This is a genomic window from Paraburkholderia sp. 22098, assembly GCF_052045935.1.
Taxonomy (GTDB): Bacteria; Pseudomonadota; Gammaproteobacteria; order Burkholderiales; family Burkholderiaceae; genus Paraburkholderia; species Paraburkholderia caledonica.
On record NZ_JBQEPV010000002.1, the window covers coordinates 65,655 to 83,396 of the forward strand.

At 63.1% G+C, this 17,742-nt stretch carries 15 protein-coding genes; 10 read left to right on the forward strand and 5 right to left on the reverse strand.

What is annotated here, in order from left to right:
* Positions 1-83 precede the first annotated feature (83 nt).
* Both ACTJLB_RS03875 and sctC read left to right on the forward strand, forming a co-directional pair.
* Complete coding sequence (locus ACTJLB_RS03875; RefSeq protein ID WP_020070009.1) at positions 84-1,529, forward strand: helix-turn-helix transcriptional regulator; 1,446 nt, start codon at positions 84-86, stop codon at positions 1,527-1,529.
* 52 nt (positions 1,530-1,581) lie between these two features.
* Positions 1,582-3,366, forward strand: coding sequence for a type III secretion system outer membrane ring subunit SctC (sctC, locus tag ACTJLB_RS03880; protein ID WP_440782547.1), 1,785 nt, complete (start codon positions 1,582-1,584; stop codon positions 3,364-3,366).
* 96 nt (positions 3,367-3,462) lie between these two features.
* Here the strand turns inward: sctC and ACTJLB_RS03885 are convergent, their stop codons facing one another.
* From ACTJLB_RS03885 to ACTJLB_RS03895, 3 genes are all read right to left on the reverse strand, one after another.
* Positions 3,463-3,894 carry an HrpB1 family type III secretion system apparatus protein gene (locus ACTJLB_RS03885; RefSeq protein ID WP_088175036.1) on the reverse strand — a complete coding sequence of 144 codons (432 nt, stop codon included), beginning with the start codon at positions 3,892-3,894 and terminating at the stop codon, positions 3,463-3,465.
* 166 nt (positions 3,895-4,060) lie between these two features.
* On the reverse strand, positions 4,061-4,546 hold the full coding sequence (locus tag ACTJLB_RS03890) for a lytic transglycosylase domain-containing protein (RefSeq protein ID WP_392395373.1): 486 nt from the start codon (positions 4,544-4,546) through the stop codon (positions 4,061-4,063).
* A gap of 8 nt (positions 4,547-4,554) precedes the next feature.
* The gene (locus ACTJLB_RS03895) at positions 4,555-4,782 is read right to left on the reverse strand and encodes a hypothetical protein (protein ID WP_440782549.1); all 228 of its coding nucleotides are present in this window, start codon (positions 4,780-4,782) and stop codon (positions 4,555-4,557) included.
* A 373-nt stretch (positions 4,783-5,155) separates the two neighbouring features.
* Here ACTJLB_RS03895 and ACTJLB_RS03900 point away from each other — a divergent pair, with 373 nt between their 5' ends.
* The 8 genes from ACTJLB_RS03900 to ACTJLB_RS03935 all read left to right on the forward strand — a co-directional run bounded on the left by ACTJLB_RS03900 (position 5,156) and on the right by ACTJLB_RS03935 (position 16,426).
* Complete coding sequence (locus ACTJLB_RS03900) at positions 5,156-6,118, forward strand: phage tail tip lysozyme (RefSeq protein WP_440782550.1); 963 nt, start codon at positions 5,156-5,158, stop codon at positions 6,116-6,118.
* A gap of 96 nt (positions 6,119-6,214) precedes the next feature.
* Positions 6,215-6,457 (forward strand): anti-sigma factor family protein, encoded by a 243-nt coding sequence (locus ACTJLB_RS03905; RefSeq protein ID WP_020070002.1) that lies wholly within the window; start codon positions 6,215-6,217, stop codon positions 6,455-6,457.
* Positions 6,458-6,483: 26 nt separating this feature from the next.
* On the forward strand, positions 6,484-8,634 hold the full coding sequence (locus ACTJLB_RS03910; RefSeq protein ID WP_440782551.1) for an HrpF/NolX family T3SS translocon protein: 2,151 nt from the start codon (positions 6,484-6,486) through the stop codon (positions 8,632-8,634).
* Positions 8,635-8,677: 43 nt separating this feature from the next.
* Complete coding sequence (locus ACTJLB_RS03915; protein ID WP_440782552.1) at positions 8,678-10,075, forward strand: hypothetical protein; 1,398 nt, start codon at positions 8,678-8,680, stop codon at positions 10,073-10,075.
* A gap of 241 nt (positions 10,076-10,316) precedes the next feature.
* Positions 10,317-10,934, forward strand: a complete 618-nt coding sequence (locus tag ACTJLB_RS03920; RefSeq protein ID WP_218779312.1) for a superoxide dismutase — start codon at positions 10,317-10,319, stop codon at positions 10,932-10,934.
* 217 nt (positions 10,935-11,151) lie between these two features.
* Complete coding sequence (gene imuA / locus ACTJLB_RS03925; RefSeq protein ID WP_027779232.1) at positions 11,152-11,859, forward strand: translesion DNA synthesis-associated protein ImuA; 708 nt, start codon at positions 11,152-11,154, stop codon at positions 11,857-11,859.
* Positions 11,789-13,270, forward strand: coding sequence for a Y-family DNA polymerase (locus tag ACTJLB_RS03930; protein WP_310359439.1), 1,482 nt, complete (start codon positions 11,789-11,791; stop codon positions 13,268-13,270). Before imuA ends, ACTJLB_RS03930 begins: the two co-directional genes overlap by 71 nt.
* 6 nt (positions 13,271-13,276) lie before the next feature.
* A complete protein-coding gene (locus tag ACTJLB_RS03935) occupies positions 13,277-16,426 on the forward strand; it encodes an error-prone DNA polymerase (protein ID WP_440782554.1) in 3,150 nt (1,049 codons plus the stop codon).
* 71 nt (positions 16,427-16,497) lie between these two features.
* Here ACTJLB_RS03935 and ACTJLB_RS03940 read toward each other — a convergent pair whose 3' ends face one another.
* Positions 16,498-17,418 carry a dTDP-4-dehydrorhamnose reductase family protein gene (locus ACTJLB_RS03940; protein ID WP_408199714.1) on the reverse strand — a complete coding sequence of 307 codons (921 nt, stop codon included), beginning with the start codon at positions 17,416-17,418 and terminating at the stop codon, positions 16,498-16,500.
* A 14-nt stretch (positions 17,419-17,432) separates the two neighbouring features.
* A complete protein-coding gene (locus tag ACTJLB_RS03945) occupies positions 17,433-17,630 on the reverse strand; it encodes a heavy-metal-associated domain-containing protein (protein ID WP_440782555.1) in 198 nt (65 codons plus the stop codon).
* Positions 17,631-17,742: the final 112 nt, after the last annotated feature.

The window sequence follows — 17,742 nt, forward strand, 5'->3', positions numbered from 1 at the left end:
CGAAGTCCGGTGCGCAGACAATCAAGATGCCTAAGCATTTCCATGCCGCGACGTCCGCTTGAAGACCTGTTACGGAGCAAGCCATGTTTTCAACCTTTTACTTTCCTCTCGTATCCGTTCTCGCGTCGTCGGCGGCGCCGGCGGGTCTCTATGACATGATCGCCGGGGGCCGGATTCTGGCGGCGTCGACACAGATCTCGCGCCACGTCGAATCGTGCGACGAAGACATTCTGCCCGCATGGCTGCAATTGCAGGGCGACCTGAACATGACCTTCGGCATGGAACTCGACGCCGACGAATCGTTTCGCCAGGCACAAAAGAAAATGCGCGCATCGCGCTCGCAGATGCGAGCAGCGTCGTGCCGTAATGCGGGCTGGCAGGCGTTGTTCCGTCATCGGCTCGGTACGGCGATGGCGTGCTTCACACGCGTGGTCGAAGATACGGGCGGCGACGCTGCGCTGCGTCTCGAAGGTTTGTTCGGCACCTTCTGCGTGTTGTTCGATCTGGGCCGTTTGCGCGAAGCGGGTCTCGCGCTCGACGAACTCGAAAACCTTCTTACTAGCGACGCCGCGCAGTTTCACAACGTGGCCGGCTGGCACGATCTGATCGACACCGTGCGCTTCGATCTGACGACGCAAAGCGAACTGCGCTCGCACGCCGAGCTTGCCGATCACGGCTACTGGCAACCGGGGTTCGCGGGCGACGCGCAATGCTCGGTGGTGTCGGTGCCCGCCGCGCTGATGCGGCGTGCAGCAGCGGGCGTTAAAGCGCCGCTGCTGCGTGGACGCATTGAGTTTCTCGAGCAATTGCATGCGTTGGCCGAGGGCGGCCGCGACGCGGAACGCACGCTCAACGAGCATCTGAACTGGGCCGCGGCGCAAGGATTGACGTCGTATCAGCGCGCAGCGCGTCTCGAGATGATGCTCGCGAGTCTCGCAGGCGGCGTGCCGCAACTCGCGGAGTCGATCATCAATCTGCTCAGTGCGGAGAGCCGCGGCTGGCAAGGGCATCGTCAACTGGAATATCTGTACGGTCTGGCAAAGCTGCGGCATTTGCAGGGCCGCAACGGCGAGTCGCTCACGCTCTACGCGCGTTATGCGGTCAACGCGCTGCGTTGCGTGCGCGACGAGGCCGGCGCGCTTGCGCAATACACGCAGCGCACCGCGCGTCCGCCGGAACAACTGGACGACATCGCCGCTCGCCTGCCGGCGAAATACCGGCGCGCGTATCGCTTTCTCGTCGCGAATCTCGAACGCAAGGATCTGTCGATACGCGAGATCGCGCTGGAGATCGGCGTCACCGATCGGGCGTTGCAAAGCACCTTCAAGAACAGCCTCGGCTCGACGCCGAGCGAAATCATCCGGCAGTTACGCATGCAGCGCATTCGCGCGGAACTGCAAGCCGCGAGCGGCAGCGAGCGGGGCATTCTGGAAGCCGCCAGCAAGTGGGGTGTGAGTAACCGCTCGACCCTCGTCAACGGATATCGGCGCCAATTCAACGAAGCACCTTCCGACACGCTCAATCGCTGAAATGGTGCATCACGCCTGCACGTCATCTCAATCACCGACTTTCCACAACATCATGAAATCAAAACTAGGTCGCTGTGCAATCGGCGCGGCTTTGCTTCTCTGTCTCACTACCGCTCACGCTGCGCCGATCAAATGGCGGCCGGGGCTCGTGCAGATCTCTGTGGAAAGCAAGGACGTGAAGGACGTACTCAGCGATTTCGCGGCGAGCCAGGGCATCATCATTTCCATTGCGCCAAATATCCAGGGCACGGTGTCGGGCCGCTTCAACCTGCCGCCGCGCAAGTTCATCGACACGATGGCCGCGACCTTCGGTTTTGTGTGGTTCTACGACGGCAGCGTGCTGTCGATCAGCGCGGCCAACGACGTCTCCACGCGAGTCATCAACCTCGACTTCGCCGGAACGGAAAATCTGCGTCAGACGCTCAAGCAGATCGGCCTCGAAACCGACCGCTTTCCGATCGTGTACGACCCGGTTCAGGGCGTTGCCCTGGTCACCGGACCGAGCCGGCTCTTGTCACTCGTGAGCGACGTGGCGGCGCGCATCGATCAGAACGCGAATCGGCGCACCGGCAGCGAGGTCCGCGTGTATCCGCTGAAAAACGGTTGGGCCGACGATCATAAAGTGGTGATCGACGGCAAGACAGTGGTCGTGCCTGGCGTGGCGAGCGTGCTGTCGAGCCTGTATCACCCGCAAAACGATAGCGACAAGAAGGGCAACTCGCGTGGCGCGACGCCGGATGTGACGCCTTCGGTGCGACCGGTCGACGCGATGGCGGACGTGCGGGGCGGAACCTCCGGCGGCTCGCCGTATCCCGACAACGCGGGCGTCAATCCGCCGTTGCCGGGTCTGTTCGGCGCGCCGTTGCCGAGCGCGGCGGGGCCCGTCGGCGCGCCTTCGCAAGGCGCGCACAACGGCAACGACGCGAGCGGACGAGGCGCGCCGTCCACGGCCGCGCTACCCGACGGCGCGGGCTCGTTGCCGGTCATCATTGCGGACCCGCGCACGAACTCGGTGCTGGTGCGGGATCTGCCGCAACGTGTCGATCAGTACAAGCCGCTCATCGACCGGCTCGACGTGAAGCGCCGCATGATCGAGATCGAGGCGAACATCATTCAGATCAACGACAACGCGCTCAAGCAGATCGGTGTGGACTGGCGCGCTCACAACAGCCACGTCGACTTTCAGACGGGCAACGGCGTGACGAGTGCGAACAGCTTTAACGGCCAGTTGAATCCGACGTTCACGGGAACCGACGCGAACGGCAACACGATTGCCAACGTGACGCCGGCGGGCTTGTCGCTGACAGCGGTGGTGGGCGATGCGGGGCGTTATCTGCTCGCGCGCGTCAATGCGCTCGAACAGGACGATCTCGCGCGCGTCGACGCAAGCCCGAAGGTCGCGACGCTGGATAACGTCGAGGCGGTCATGGACAACAAAACGCGCTTCTTCGTGAAGGTAGCGGGGTTCACGTCGAGCGATCTGTTCAGCGTGTCGGTCGGCAATACGCTGCGGGTGCTGCCAATGGTCACCGACGACGAAGGCAAGACGCAAATCAAGTTGCAGGTGCATGTCGAGGACGGACAGATCGTGCCCGGACAAACCACCGACCAGATTCCTCAGATCGCCACGAGCGAAATCAACACGGAAGCCGTTGTGACGGAAGGGCAAAGTCTGCTGATTGCCGGATATCGGATCGATAACCAGACCAATGGCGAATCGGGCGTGCCGGTCCTGTCGAAGATACCGTTTCTGGGCGGACTGTTTCGCTATCGGCAGAAACAGAATAGCCATATGGAACGGTTGGTATTGCTTTCGCCGCGCGTGATCGAATTCTGATCGAGTCCTGACCGAGTTCTGGTAACGGATGCAGGAACGAAACGCTGAATGCCGGTTGTGCGCGATATGCGTCACACCGGCATTTTTTCCGGTGCTTCAGGCGTGCACGGCTTCGGTCACACGCTCGGCGAGAAGCGACGGGTGCGCGCCCGGCTCGATCGTCACGCCGAGAAACCGCCCGACGATAGCGATTGCTGTCTGATTGCCGCTCTCCAGAACCTGCGCGCCGAGACGCCGCCATTCGTCGTCGCGCAGCATGAAGAGACACAAGCCGTGCAGCGCCGATACGATCGGCAAACCCGCGTGCCGGTCGCTCACCTGACGCAGCAGTTGCGCCGCTTCTCGCCAGTCGGTGCGGCTGATATGCAGACGCGCTTCGAGTACGTCGGCGAGCGGCGAATCGGGCTGCCATGTTCGCAACGCGAGCAACATGTCGTCGAGATCGGCCTGCGCTCCGATGCGCATGCCGCCCGAAAATACGGATAGGAAAGCGTCGAGTACGGTGGCGCTGCATTGAATGGTCGGCATGCTGATTTCACAGAGAAGAAGGAACAAACGATTCTCGTGGTGCGTTCATTTGCATTGTGCGATGCGGCCCGCCGCGACAAGCGGATCGCGCGAAGCGTCGTGCTTTGCCACGAAGTGGGCCATGTGCAACCGCGGCTTTAGCGCATGCTCGACGCATGGCGGCACGTCAAGGAGCCGGCATTCCCGATGCCGATGCCGATGCCGATGCCGATCCCATACTCCACCGCTCGACGATAGCGGCGATGCGACGCGCGTAGTCGTCGCGTAAGGCGGGCGTCGCCGAGTGATACGCGCCAACAGCGGCCCACGTATTGCCGTATTTGACGACCTGCCGGCGCAATTGCCATGCGGCGATGTAGACGTTCTTGCACGGCGTCATCAACGCTTCCTGACCGATTCCGTAGCGCGCTAACGCGCTCAGGTGGATCGAATTGATCTGCATGAGACCGTAGTCGATCGAGCCGTTTGCGTTCTTGTGAACCGCGTCCGCACGATAGTGTGATTCCTGCCAGGCGATTGCACGCAGGATAGTCGGATTGACGTGCTGATACGCGGCGGCTTCGTCGAAACAATCGGCATATGCGGGCGCTGCTGCAAACATGACGAGCGAACAAACGGCGGCGCCGGCAATGCGCGGTTTTAGAAGGCACATGGGCGGCGTCAATCCAGTTGCCCGCGTTCGCTTGCGGCGTGAGCGCGTTGCGCGTGTTCACTGCGTTGGCGATAGTCGTCGTGAATTGCCTGCTGACGGCGCGCGTCCTGCTGACGTTGTTCCCACAACCGCTCCTCGCGCAACCGTTCCTCGCGATGCCGCTCCGCCGCGGCGTCGTAATGTGCATCGACACGCTCGAACCCGGTGGCTGCTTGCGTCAAAACCGAAAACGTCATCGAGAGGGCTGCGCCGGTGAACAACGAAGCGCAATGGACGGCACAAGAAACACAAGATCGGCGAATGAACATGACAGCGTTGCTCAAGATGAGCGATTCACATGGAGAACTCCACCATACCCATGGCCAGCGTTCGCGCATGACGTAACGCGAAGCGGCACCACGGCCGTGCGAAGCGCGCATCGCAAGTCGCTTACGATCGCCTCGGGCCGTCTCGAAGCAGGCGATTTTCAGATTGCGGGCGCGCAGGTTCGGCGCACTGCATGCGGCTTCGCACGCGCTACGCAACAGCGCCCGAGGGAAATCTATCTTGATGCAAACGCGGCGCTGTCGAGCGTCACGCGTCTGTCACTCATCGAGAGAAGAGAACGCCATGAATCCCATATCTACAGCGAGCGGTAATTACTTCGTCGGCACGTCGACAAACAGATTACCCAATGCGGACAACGATCGTTCGCACGGCTCGGACGTCAGCAATCTGCTGCGCGATATCGCGAACCTGCTCGACGGCGGCAATTCCACGAGCAGTGCGAGCAGCAACGGCGCGGGCCAGGATGGCCAGGTCAACGACGTCGCGAAGTTCATGCAGGATCTGCTCGCATTGCTCAAGCAAAGCGACGACGCTCAGGATCAGGGTTCGGGCATGGCGGGGGCCGGCGGGCATCACGGCGGGCATCATGTGTTGGCGGGGCTTGGCGCTGCGCATGGAGGCGCAGCGGGCCAGGCCGGGGCTTTAGCGCCCGGGGCTTCCGGCGGTGCGTCGTCTGCTGCGCCTGCCGCTGATTCCGCCGCGAGCGCAGCAGGTGCAGCGGGTGCATCGTCGAATGGCGGCAGCACCGGTCTCAGCACTGCGCCGCAAACCACTGCAAATACGCCTGCACAAAGCAAGCAGGTTGCTGACGCCTACATGGCCAATTTGCAAAAAGACTTCGGCCTGACGAAGGACCAGGCGGCCGGCGTCGTCGCGAATCTGTGGCATGAGAGCGGAGGCATGAACTCCGGCATCAACCAGGGCGGCGCGATCGGCAAGCCGAGCGGCAACATGGCCGACGACAACGCCAACGGCTACGGAATCGCGCAGTGGGGCGGCTCGCGCAAGCAAGGTCTGCTCGACTTCGCGGCAAGCCAGAAGCCGCCGCTCGATCCGTCGAGCCAGGCCGCCAACTACGGCTTCCTCAAGCAGGAACTGGAAACGACACAACGCGGCGCGATCGACGCGGTGAAGAACGCGAAGACACCGCAAGCCGCGACCGAGGCGTTTTCCGACGCGTTCGAACATCCAAGCGATCCGCAGATGGCGTCGCGGCTTGCGAATCTTTCGACGATTCTGGCGTAACGGTCTCGCCGCGCGGCAACGCAGTCGGGACGGCAGCGGGGCTGAACGGCCGGCGCCTGTCAATCCCGCTATTTCGGTCCGACCTGGAACGGCGCTATGTATGCAAGTGAGTTGCTGCTGATGTCTTATCTGGACGGCCAATTGTCCGCGGACGCTTCGTACGCGTTCGAAATCACGCTGCAACTGCGCCCCGCGCTTCAGACGCGGGCGGCGGCGCTGCGAAGACAGTATGAAGCGTTGCAGGCGGCTTTTGCACGCCAGCATCTGCCGCCAATGTCCGCGAACGTCGCGCGGCGAATCGAACTGCTTGTTCGCGGTGCGGGCAAGTCCGGCCAATAACCCGAAATCATCAAGGAAAGCTAACAATGAATATGCGCGTACTGACGCAAACCACGCCGCCGCAGGCCAACACCGCGAGCGATGTCGGCACGCCCGAAGCGGCGGCGCTGAGAAACGGCGCGCCGGCCGACACGCAGGACACCGGTTCGGCGGAAATGCAGGCATTGTTCAGCGCGATGCTGACGGGTTTGAAGCATGCGTCGTCGGCTGGAGGCAAGGCGCCGGGCGCCCCTGACGGCCAGACCGTGCCGCGCGGACTCGTGCTGCGCAATCTCGCGCAAGCGGGCGGCGCTCAGCCGAACGCGAGCGGACCCATGTTGCGCAACACGATGCAACCGGCGGACGGTCAGCGCGCCGACGCTGCCGGCGATGACAGCGGCGCGGCCGCGCCGGTCGCCGCGCAACCCGAGCCCGCCAATACAGCGGCGGCCGACGCCGACGCGAGCGCGTCCCCGGCATCGCCCGCACCCACGCCGGAAGAACAGCAGGCTCAGCAACTCGCCCAACGGCGCTCGAACACGTTGAGCGTGCTCGACGCGCACTCGAAGGAACTGGGCACGATGAGCTTCTCCGATCTCGACAAGAAGATCGACGATCCGAAGACGCCGCCCGACCTGAAGCAGGCGCTGCAATCGCTGAAGAACGATCCCGACTTGCAGAAGCAACTCGACGGCGCATTGAACGGCAAGTCGGACGGCAAGTTCATCGCAGGCGACATAAAGCGCACACTCGCGGACCAGCAGCTGGCCGCGTCGCCGGATCGTGCAAACGCGCTCAACGTGTTGCAGCGTCACGAGGGCGAACTCGGCACGCTCAAGTTCTCGGATCTCGACAAGAAGATCAACGATCCGAAAACGCCGCCCGATCTGAAGGCGGCATTGCAAACGGTAAAGAACGATCCCGGCTTGCAGCAGATGCTGGACTCGGGCAAGAACGGCAAGACGGACGGCAAGTTCAGTGGCGGCGACGTGAAAGCGCTTTCGAACTCCCCCACGTTGATCGCGATGAACCAGAAGCAGGCCAGTTCGTTCGAGAAGAACTACATTCCGTCGGACGACACCAGCGGCGCGAAGCAGGGCCGCCCCATGACCGCTAACGACGCCGAGCGCGAGCTGTACCGCTATTCCGACAACCTGCCCGACCCGGTGACGAAGGACTCATTGCAGCAGATCGTCGACGGAACGGGCAGCGAGGGAAAGCGCCCGCCTCAAGTGATCGCGGCCGCCCAGTATTACCTCGATCATCCGGACGACTGGCAGAAGCTCGCAGGCAACGCCGACGGCAAGGTCAAACGCGGCAAGCTGGAAGACGCGATTTCATCGAACGTCGAATTGAATGCAGACGAAACCGCCACCGTGAAAACAATGCAGGCGAATTCCGACGCGTTCTTCAAGGACGGAAACCTGACGCGCGACAAGCTCAAGACCTTGTCGAACGATCCGAACCCCGACGTCGCGAAAGCCGCGAAGCAGCTGCTCAACGATCCGATGCTGTTCGGCATGATGGACAACGCGCTGCACGGCAATAGCGGCTCTTTTTTCCACGCCGCCGACGACGGCAAGATTTCGAAAAAGGACTTCGACAAATTCACCTCGACGATGAACAAAACGCCCGCGCCGACCTACGCGACTCAGGCGCCGTCGAGCGCTGAGGACGCGAGCGCGGTCGCCGCGATGCAGGACGGCGAAGCCGACCAGCCGGACACGAAAGCAAAGAAGGGCGGCCAGTTCCAGGACTTCCTGCACGGACTTCTCACGATCGCCTCGAAGATCGAGGGTGTTGTGTCGAAGGTGCTCGGCGTGATCGCCGATCTCAAGATTCCGCTTATCAGCCAGCTGGCGGCAGCGGGCTCGGTTGGCGCGCAGGCGCTTTCGAGCGGCTACGAACTCGCCGACACCGCGCTCGAAGGCGGCGACATGAAGCAGGCCGGCATCAAGGCCGGCTTCGATGTGGGCGGCGCGGCCCTCGGCGCGCTGACCGTGCCGGGTGCGGGCACGGCGCTCAAGGGCGCGGAGTCGGCCGCACTGAACGCGGCGTATCAGGCCAACAAAGGTGTGATCAACAAAGCGGCCGCGAAGGAAGCGGGTAAGCAGATCGCCAAGGACGGCGCGAAGGAAGTTGCCGGAACCGAGTACGACGATCACAAGGACGATTTGAATCTTCCGGGCGCGGCCTGATAGCAGCGATGCACCGCGAGATCACGCGGATTGGAGAAAGACGATGCTGAAAGGGATTCCCTTGGATCACAGGGTGCCCGACGGGCGGGCGAACAGTAGTGCGGCCACTAATGCGAACGCTAATGCGACCGGTGAGGTGACGGATAAAGCGGCCGGTGACAGACCGCTTGCGCAGTCGTCAGGAGCGAAGCCGCGCAGTGCGCGCGAGCCGTCGGCGGCGCTGGCAAATTTGCCGGACAAAAGCAACGGCTCACCTGGGCCGCTTAAAGTACGGGCGTCGAAGAGCGCCGCTTCGGCGTCGAAGTCCGGGTCGCGCATCGAGCCCGACGACAACGCGCAGTTGCTCCACGAGCAGATAACCGGCGCTGTGAAGTCCGGCGGACTTCGTGCGTGGAGCTTGCAGACCCAGGGCGGCGCCCCGAAGGTCGCGCCAGAAGACGTTGCGGAGCAGTGGAAATACTCCAGGAATGACTCCGATAGTCAACGGACTTCGACGCGACTCGCGGGCTTCATTCTGGACGGGAATCCGAAGTTGCACGGAACCGAGTTGCAGGCCGTTGCGTCCCGTGCGAGCAATCGCATTGTGATGTCGATGAACAATGGCGAAGCGAACGAGAAGCTCCAGAGGCGTTACGGCGATGCAGCGAGGCTCAAGGACCATCTCGGCGAATTCATTGCCGAAAAACTTCGTACTGCGCCGCAAAGCGGTGCTTCGCCGTTGCTCAATACAGACGACAAGCTGCGCCGCGCGCAGAAGCTGTTCAACTGGCTCGGCGAAAATCCCGATGTCGTCCTGACCGTGACCGACAACCCGTCCCGGCACCACGCCGAGATCAGTGTGAGGCTGACGATCGAAAAGAACTATCCCGAGATGTTGAAGGAAGGTCGCGCCGCGGGTTCCAAGCCGCCGTGCCTTGGTTGCGTCTTGTGGTTCAACGACCGCGACGAGCTGACGGAATATCAGGACGAAGAGCAAAAGGTCCCGGCAGGTCCGCTGTTTCTCACGCCCGATAGTGGCTTGCGCACGCAGTTCGCAACACACGGGGTCGAGCCGATGGGTGCTGTGACGCCTGCTGTCATCGGCGAGGTCGCGGACACCGTCAAGCGCCAGGTGTCCGGTCTGAAGCTCGACATACGTCCGGTAACGAGTGGCAGAACCGACAACATCCCGCGCTCGCCGACAGACGACGAACCGGACACGGCGGATTACACGAAGGCGTTCGAATTCGGCAAGCCGCTCTTCGAGCAGAAGCTCGCTGCGAAGCAGAAGGTCCATGCGAAGCAGAAGCGCGTTTTGAATCAGCAGAACGACGCGAAGCAGAAGACCGACACGAAGCAGAAGATCGACGCGAAGCAGAAGACCGAAGCGAAGCAGAAGACCGAAGCGAAGCAGCAGAGCGACGCGCCGCAAGGCTCCGGATCGTCCCAATCGTCCCGTTAGAAGCCGGCAAATAATTCCCCGCCGCGATGGAATAGCCAGATAGCGTGGAATGTTGTGTGAGTGCGGCGGACATCATGAGCGCCGCGCCACATTACTGGGGATTTCAAACATGCTCAAATCGTCTTTGTCGCGCCGTCGTCTGATGGCAACCGGATCGCTGGCGTCAGTCGGTGTGCTGCTTTCGAAGATGTCATTCGGCGCGAGCACGCAGGCCGCTACAACGGCTGCAAGCTCGCGTGGGGTGCCGGCGTATCTCGGCGCGTCGCCGCAAACTCTGCCGCCGTTGCCGTGGGCGGACAACGCGCTCGAACCGGTTATCTCGGCGCGTACGATCGGGATTCACTACGGCAAACATCATCGTGCGTACTTCGACAATCTGCACAAGCTGCTGGCCGGCACGCCGCTCGCCAATGCGTCGCTCGAAGAGTTGATCATGCAGTCGCACGATCAGCCGGCGCTCGTCGACGTGTTCAACAACGCAGCGCAGGCGTGGAATCACAATTTCTACTGGAACTCGCTCAGTCCGGATGCGAGTGCGCCGAGCGAGAAGCTACAGGCGGCGATCCAGCGCAAGTTCGGCTCCACGGAGGCGTTGACCAAAGCATTGGTGGCCACTTCGGCGTCGCAATTCGGCAGCGGCTGGGGATGGCTGGTGGTCGATCGAGGCGAACTCGCGGTGGTGAAGACGAGCAATGCGGAAACCCCGTTCACGCGCGGTCAGGTGCCGCTGCTGACGGTGGATGTGTGGGAGCACGCCTATTACCTCGATTATCAGAATCGCCGGCCGGATTATTTGGTCGCGACCGTGTCGCGTCATTTGAACTGGGCGTTTGCTTCGGCGAATCTGGATCGGGTTTGATCCCAGCGCTTCAGCCCGTTCATTGAGATTCAGACCGCACATCGCCGCAATGGCGGTGTGCGTCGGGAAGTGCCTGCTGTATGGCGTTTTCTCTGGAATGGATGGCCCACGAGCTTGGGTACACACCTGTCCCTCCATTCGTTCCCAAAAAAAGTGCCTGTTCCCCGTCGCGAAAATCCGTGTAGGATACTGTACATCCATACAGGTTTTTTCGTCCATGACTGCCTCTTCTCCACCGCCCGAAGCGATACACCCGTCCCTGTGGCGGGCGTCCCAGCTTGCGCGCGGCCGGGGGCAGGTGGTCGACACCGGCTACCCGGCGCTATCGGCTGAACTGCCTGGTGGCGGCTGGCCAGTGGGCGCACTGGTCGACCTGCTCGTGCAGCAGCCGGGTGTAGGCGAACTGCGGCTGCTACGCCCGGCACTCAGTGCCGCGGGCAACCGGCCCATTGCGTTCGTCCAGCCCCCGCATACACCGGACGGCCTCGGGCTCAGCTACATCGGCCTGTCGCTTGAGCAGGTGCTGCGCGTCAAGGCGCAGAAAACGGCGGACGCGCTGTGGTCGGCAGAACAGATTCTGCGTGCCGGCAGTTGCGGTGCGCTGATTTTCTGGGCGCAGTATGCGCAGGCTTCGTCGCTTCGGCGCCTGCATCTGGCGGCGCAGTCGTCGGAGACGCTTTTCGTCATGGTGCGGCCGCTCGCGAGCGCTCAGGACGCGTCGCCGGCGCTATTGCGGCTGGCGCTCAAACCATCTGCCGACGGCCTGACCGTCGACATCGTGAAACGACGAGGGCCCTCGCGCGCGGAGCCCCTGTCGATTCCCCTTCAACCCACTCCTGTTCTGCTGTCACGACATGCGCGTCTTCCTCGCCGTTCACCTGCCGAAGTTGCCGCTCGAAGTTTTCAGGCCGAAGTGGTCGCCTGAGCCCGCTCACGGCAGTGTCGTGCTCGAGAAGGACAAGGTCGTGATTGCGGACAGCGTCGCGCGCGCGGCCGGAGTGAGGCTCGGCATGAAACGCGGGGGCGTGCTCACGCTGTCGCCCGAGACGGACATGCACGAACGCGACTTCGCCCGCGAACAGTCCGCACAACGCGAGGTCGGCGTGGCGCTAATGCGCTTTTCGCCCGAAGTCGCGCTGCTCGATGAAGCGACCGTCGTCGTGGAAATAGGCGCGAGCCTGCGCCTCTTTGGCGGACTGCTTGCGCTGTGCCGCGAGGCGAAGGCGCTGCTTGCCACGCTCGGTCTCACCGCGCGCGTGAGCGCCGCGCCGACCGGCCAGGGCGCGTGGCTGCTGGCGCGATATGCGAAGGGGCGGGGCGCGCGGCGCGTGCTGAAGCTGTCCACGCTCGAGCAGCGCCTCGCCGCGTTGCCCATGATCGCGGTCCCCGAGGTGCGCGAGTTCGCCGACTGGTTCGCGGGGCTCGGCTGCGAAACCATCGCCGACATTCGCCGGCTGCCGCGCGCCGGGTTGCAGCGGCGCTGCGGAGAACACCTGCTCGATTCGCTCGACCGCGCATTCGGCACCGCACCGGAACTCTTCGACTGGCTCGAATTGCCGCCCACGTTTTCCGCGCGCATCGAAATGCCTGACCGGCTCGAACATGCGGACGGCGCCGTGTTCGGCGCGCATCGGCTGATCGTGCAGTTGTGCGGCTGGCTCTGCGCAAAGCAGTTGGCGGTCACCGCAATACGTTTGTTGCTGGAGCACGAGCGGGGGCGCGACGCCATTGAACCCACCACCATCGACATTGCCCTCGGCGAGCCAACGTGGCGTGAAGAACACCTGGTGAGGCTGCTGAAGGAGCGCTTGCATCGCATCGAGCTCACCGCGCCGGTTATCGCATTGCGTCTGGACGCCTCGAAAGTGGAGTCTGCTGCGCCGGCTTCCGATACGCTTTTTCCCGAGCCCGGCGGCTCAAAGGAAGATCATGCACGGCTACTCGAACTGCTGGTCGCGCGGCTGGGTGACGAGAACGTGCTGCGGCCCGCGCCGAGTCCCGACCATCGGCCGGAAGTCGCCAACTGCTGGGTGCCGGTGACGCAACCGGTGAAGCCCGCAGTCATACCGGAAGGCTTGCCGAGGCCCACGTGGATGCTCGATACGCCGGTGCGCTTGATAATGCGCCAGCATCGTCCGTTCTATGGCTCGCCGCTGCGCATGGTGTCGCCGGGGGAGCGTATCGAGGCGGGCTGGTTCGACGGCGAACTCGTGACACGCGACTACTTCGTCGCTCAGGCCGACGACCAGAGCTGCTACTGGATTTACCGCGAACGTGTCAGCAGCCGCGACGCCGAAGAAGACCAGCGGTGGTTCCTTCATGGCCTTTTCGGATGACGCGCCATGGATGCCACCTTCAGCATGCTGCCGGCGTATGCCGAGCTTTTCTGCCTCTCCAATTTTTCGTTTCTGCGTGGCGCGTCGCACGCCGAGGAACTCGCTGAGCGCGCCGCGCAACTGGGCTACTCGGCGCTTGCCATTACCGACGAGTGCTCGCTTGCCGGTGTGGTGCGCGCGCACGTCGCGGCGAAAGAAGCGAAGCTGCCGTTTATCGTCGGCTCCTACTTTCGTCTGGTGAACGCCGACGGCTCGCCGGCATTCGGACTCATCCTGCTGGCGAAAAATCGCGAGGGCTACGGCAATCTGTCCGAACTCATCACGCTGGCGCGTACGCGCGCGCCGAAGGGCGAATACCGGCTCACGCCGCAGGACCTGTCGCGACCGGAGAAGGAATACCGGCACCTGCTGGGCCTGCCGGACTGCCTGGCCATTCTCGTGCCGACCTTCCCGGCAAAAGAAGATGTGCTCGATGCCCAGGTCGAATGGCTGGACGAGACCTTTCCCGCACGCGCGTGGGTGGGCCTCGTGCTTCATCAGCGGGCGATGGACGACATTCACCGCGGCGCGGTTGAATTCGTCGCGCGCAACCGGGACGTGCCGGTGGTCGCACTCGGCGAAGTGGTCATGCACGTGCGTTCAAGAAAACCGCTGCAGGACACGATAACCGCCATTCGCGTCGGCAAGCCGGTTCATGAATGCGGATACGAGCTTGCGCCGAATGCGGAGCAGCACCTGCGCTCGCGGCTGCGGCTGGCCAATCTGTATTCGCCGGAGGCACTTGCCGCGACAGTCGACATCGCCGCGCGCTGCACCTTCTCGCTCGACGAACTGCGCTACGAGTATCCCGACGAACTGATACCGCCCGGCTTCACGCCGACCGCCTATCTCCGGCAGGAGACGTACATCGGCGCGCAACGGCGCTTTCCGTCGGGCATTCCGCACCACGTGCAGGAGCAGATCGAGCACGAGCTTGAACTGATTGCCGACCTGCAATATGAACCGTACTTTCTGACGGTCTACGACCTGGTCCGCTTTGCGCGCAGTCAGCACATTTTGTGTCAGGGACGCGGATCGGCGGCCAATTCGGCTGTCTGCTATTGCCTCGGCGTGACGGAAGTCGACCCCGCGCGCGGCAACATGCTTTTCGAGCGCTTCATCTCGAAAGAGCGTGGGGAGCCGCCTGACATCGACGTCGACTTCGAGCATCAGCGGCGCGAAGAAGTGATTCAGTACATCTATCGCAAGTACGGTCGCGACCGCGCGGCGATTGCCGCTGCGGTCTCGACGTATCGGGCGCGTGGCGTCTTGCGCGAAACGGGTAAGGCGCTCGGTGTCGATATGCAGATAGTCGATGCGGTCGCCAAGTCGCATCACTGGTTCGATAACAGTGCGGACCTGCTGAAGCGCTTCGAGGAATGCGGGCTGAACCCGCAAACGCCGCTCATCCGCGCGTGGGCCACGCTCGCCGCGCAACTGTATGGTTTTCCGCGGCACCTGTCGCAGCACTCGGGCGGGTTCGTCATCAGCCGGGGCAAGCTCACGCGCCTCGTTCCCGTTGAGAACGCCGCGATGGCAGAGCGCAGCGTCATCCAATGGGACAAGGACGACCTCCAATCGCTGGGGCTGCTCAAGATCGACGTGCTTGCGCTCGGCATGCTGTCGGCCATTCGGCGCACGCTCGACCTCGTGTCGGAGCAGCGCGGCGAGCGCTTCGAGATGCAGGACATTCCCTCAGAAGACGATGCGACCTACGACATGATTTCCGCCGCCGACACGGTGGGCGTCTTCCAGATCGAGTCGCGCGCACAGATGTCGATGTTGCCGCGCATGCGGCCTCGAACGTTCTACGACCTGGTGATCGAAGTGGCCATCGTGCGGCCGGGTCCGATTCAGGGTGGTGCGGTTCATCCTTATCTGCGCCGTCGCCAGGGCTTTGAGCCGGTCACCTATCCGAGCAAGGATTTGGAGACCGCGCTGGGCCGCACGCTCGGCGTGCCGATTTTTCAGGAGCAGGTGATGCAGGTCGCGATTCTCGCCGCAGGCTTTACGGCGGGCGAGGCCGACCAGTTGCGGCGCGCAATGGCGGCGTGGAAACGCAAGGGTGGTCTCGGCAAATACTATGACCGCATTGTGCTCGGCATGCAGGAGCGGGGCTATGACCTTGCGTTTGCGGAAGCCATCTTCGAACAGATAAAAGGTTTTGGCGAATATGGTTTTCCGGAGAGTCATGCCGCGAGTTTCGCGCTGCTCGTGTATGCGAGCAGCTGGCTCAAATGCCATGAACCCGAGGCATTTCTGGCCGCCATGCTCAACAGTCAGCCCATGGGCTTTTACTCGCCATCGCAACTCGTGCAGGATGCGCAACGGCATGGTGTCAGCGTACTGCCAGTCGATGTGACTATCAGTGGGTGGAACTCGTCTCTTGAGCGTATTGCGGATGCCGCACGGCCTGCGGTGCGTCTGGGTCTGTCGCTGCTACGTGGCATGAAGGAGGGCACAGCCGAGCGGATTGAGAATGCGCGTGCGGTGCGCCCGTTCGCAAGCGCGAAAGACCTCGCGCGTCGCGCGGCGCTCGATCGCCGGGACCTGCATATCCTGGCGGACGCCAATGCACTGGTCTCGCTTGCCGGCAACCGGCGCGAGGCGCTCTGGCAGTCGGTCGCTGCCGTGCCGGACAAGGACATGCTTGCAATCGCGGCCGTCGAGGACGAAACGCCCGAACTCGGCGCGCCCTCCGAAGCACACGACATCGTGGCGGATTACCGCTCAGTGGGTCTGACGCTCGGGCGCCATCCGCTGGAACTGTTACGCCCGCAGTTGCTTGCAAACCGGTTGATGCCGGCTGCGACGCTGCGCACTTATCGCGACGGCCGGCTTGCGCGAGGCTGCGGTCTCGTCACCGTGCGGCAGCGTCCCGGCACCGCGAAAGGCGTGGTGTTCGTGACGATCGAAGACGAAACGGGCAACGTGAACGTCATCGTGTGGCCAAGCCTGCTCGAGAAGCAACGCAAGGAAGCGCTCAGTGCGTCGCTGCTGGCTGTGTATGGAGTATGGCAATGCCAGGGCGAGGTCCGGCATCTGGTCGCACAACGGCTCGTCGATATGTCGCATCTGCTGGGCGGGCTGCATTCCGTTAGCAGGAATTTTTGCTGAGACGTTGGTGCGCTTCGAGCGGTCGTCAACGTTCAGCGCATGCCTGCAGAGCAAAAATCGCGATATCCGGTTCAGGCGGATGTATCGCCGCGCCACGGAAAGGCGGCCAACACCTCGCGTATTGCCGTATCGAACGGCGTGCGGCGGCCGATCCCGAGTTGCTCCAGCCGGTCCGACGCCAGGTGGCAATTATGCGGACGCGGCGTCGCATCGGCCGGCGTGTGTTGCGGCACGAGCCGCGCGTCGAGTTGCAGCGCTTGCGCGAGGCGCATGGCGATCTCGTACTTGGTCATCGGTTCGTCGCCCGACCATTGCACGATGCCGCGAATCGCGTCACCCGCGGCGTGACGCTCGAGCATCTGCCGGATCACAAACGCGACGTCCGGCGTGAAGGTCGGATAGCGGATCGCCCATGCGTCCATGTTGGCCGCCTGGCCCTGCGCCGATGCCGACGCGGCAATGGCAGGCACGAGACTCGTCACGGCGGATTCCGACCAATCGACAATCGGCCCATACAGCAGCGGCAAGCGCAGCACGCAGCCCAGGTCGGTCGTGTCGGTCAACGCCTGCTCGCCGTCCAGCTTGCTGCGCCCATATGCATTGAGCGGCGCCGGTGTGGAATCCGGCCGATAGGGCGGATGAGTGCCGTCGAAAACGTAATCGGTGGAAATGGACAGCGTCCACGCGCCGCGGCGATGCGCGGCGGCGGCGATCGCGCGCACGGCATCCACATTGAGCGCGCGGGCCACTTCCGGCTGACGCTCGCACACATCCGGCCGACGCTCGGCGGCGGCAATCACGAGCGCATCCGGCGCTTCGCGCTCGACAAACTGCTCGACTGCCCGCGGATCCCGGACATCGAGCGTGACGGTGTTCGGCATTGGCCGGCTGAAGGCAGTGCCGACGACTTGCCAGTCCGGCTGAGCCGCCAGTTCGTCGACGACAGCGCGACCGAGCAGGCCAGACGCTCCTATGACTGCGACCTTGAACATGATCCGCGTTCCCCTTAGCTCGCCGCGCCGGGCGACACGCCTTTGACCGTGTAGCCGGCCTCGTCGACCGATTGCGTCGACTCGACCGCGACCCGGCCCGCCACGAGATCTACCTGCACTTGCGCGGCTTCGTCGTGCTCGCGAATAGCGTTGGTGACTGCCGCAACACAATGCTGGCAGCTCATGCCTTCGACCTGGAATTCGGTTTTCATCGGAATTGCCTCGGGGAAATGTCGGTTGCGATGATTGAATTATGCCTTCCTGACCAGATTTAGGTGGCTGACCTTCCCATCATGGGAAGGTGTACGATCGACGCATTGAGTG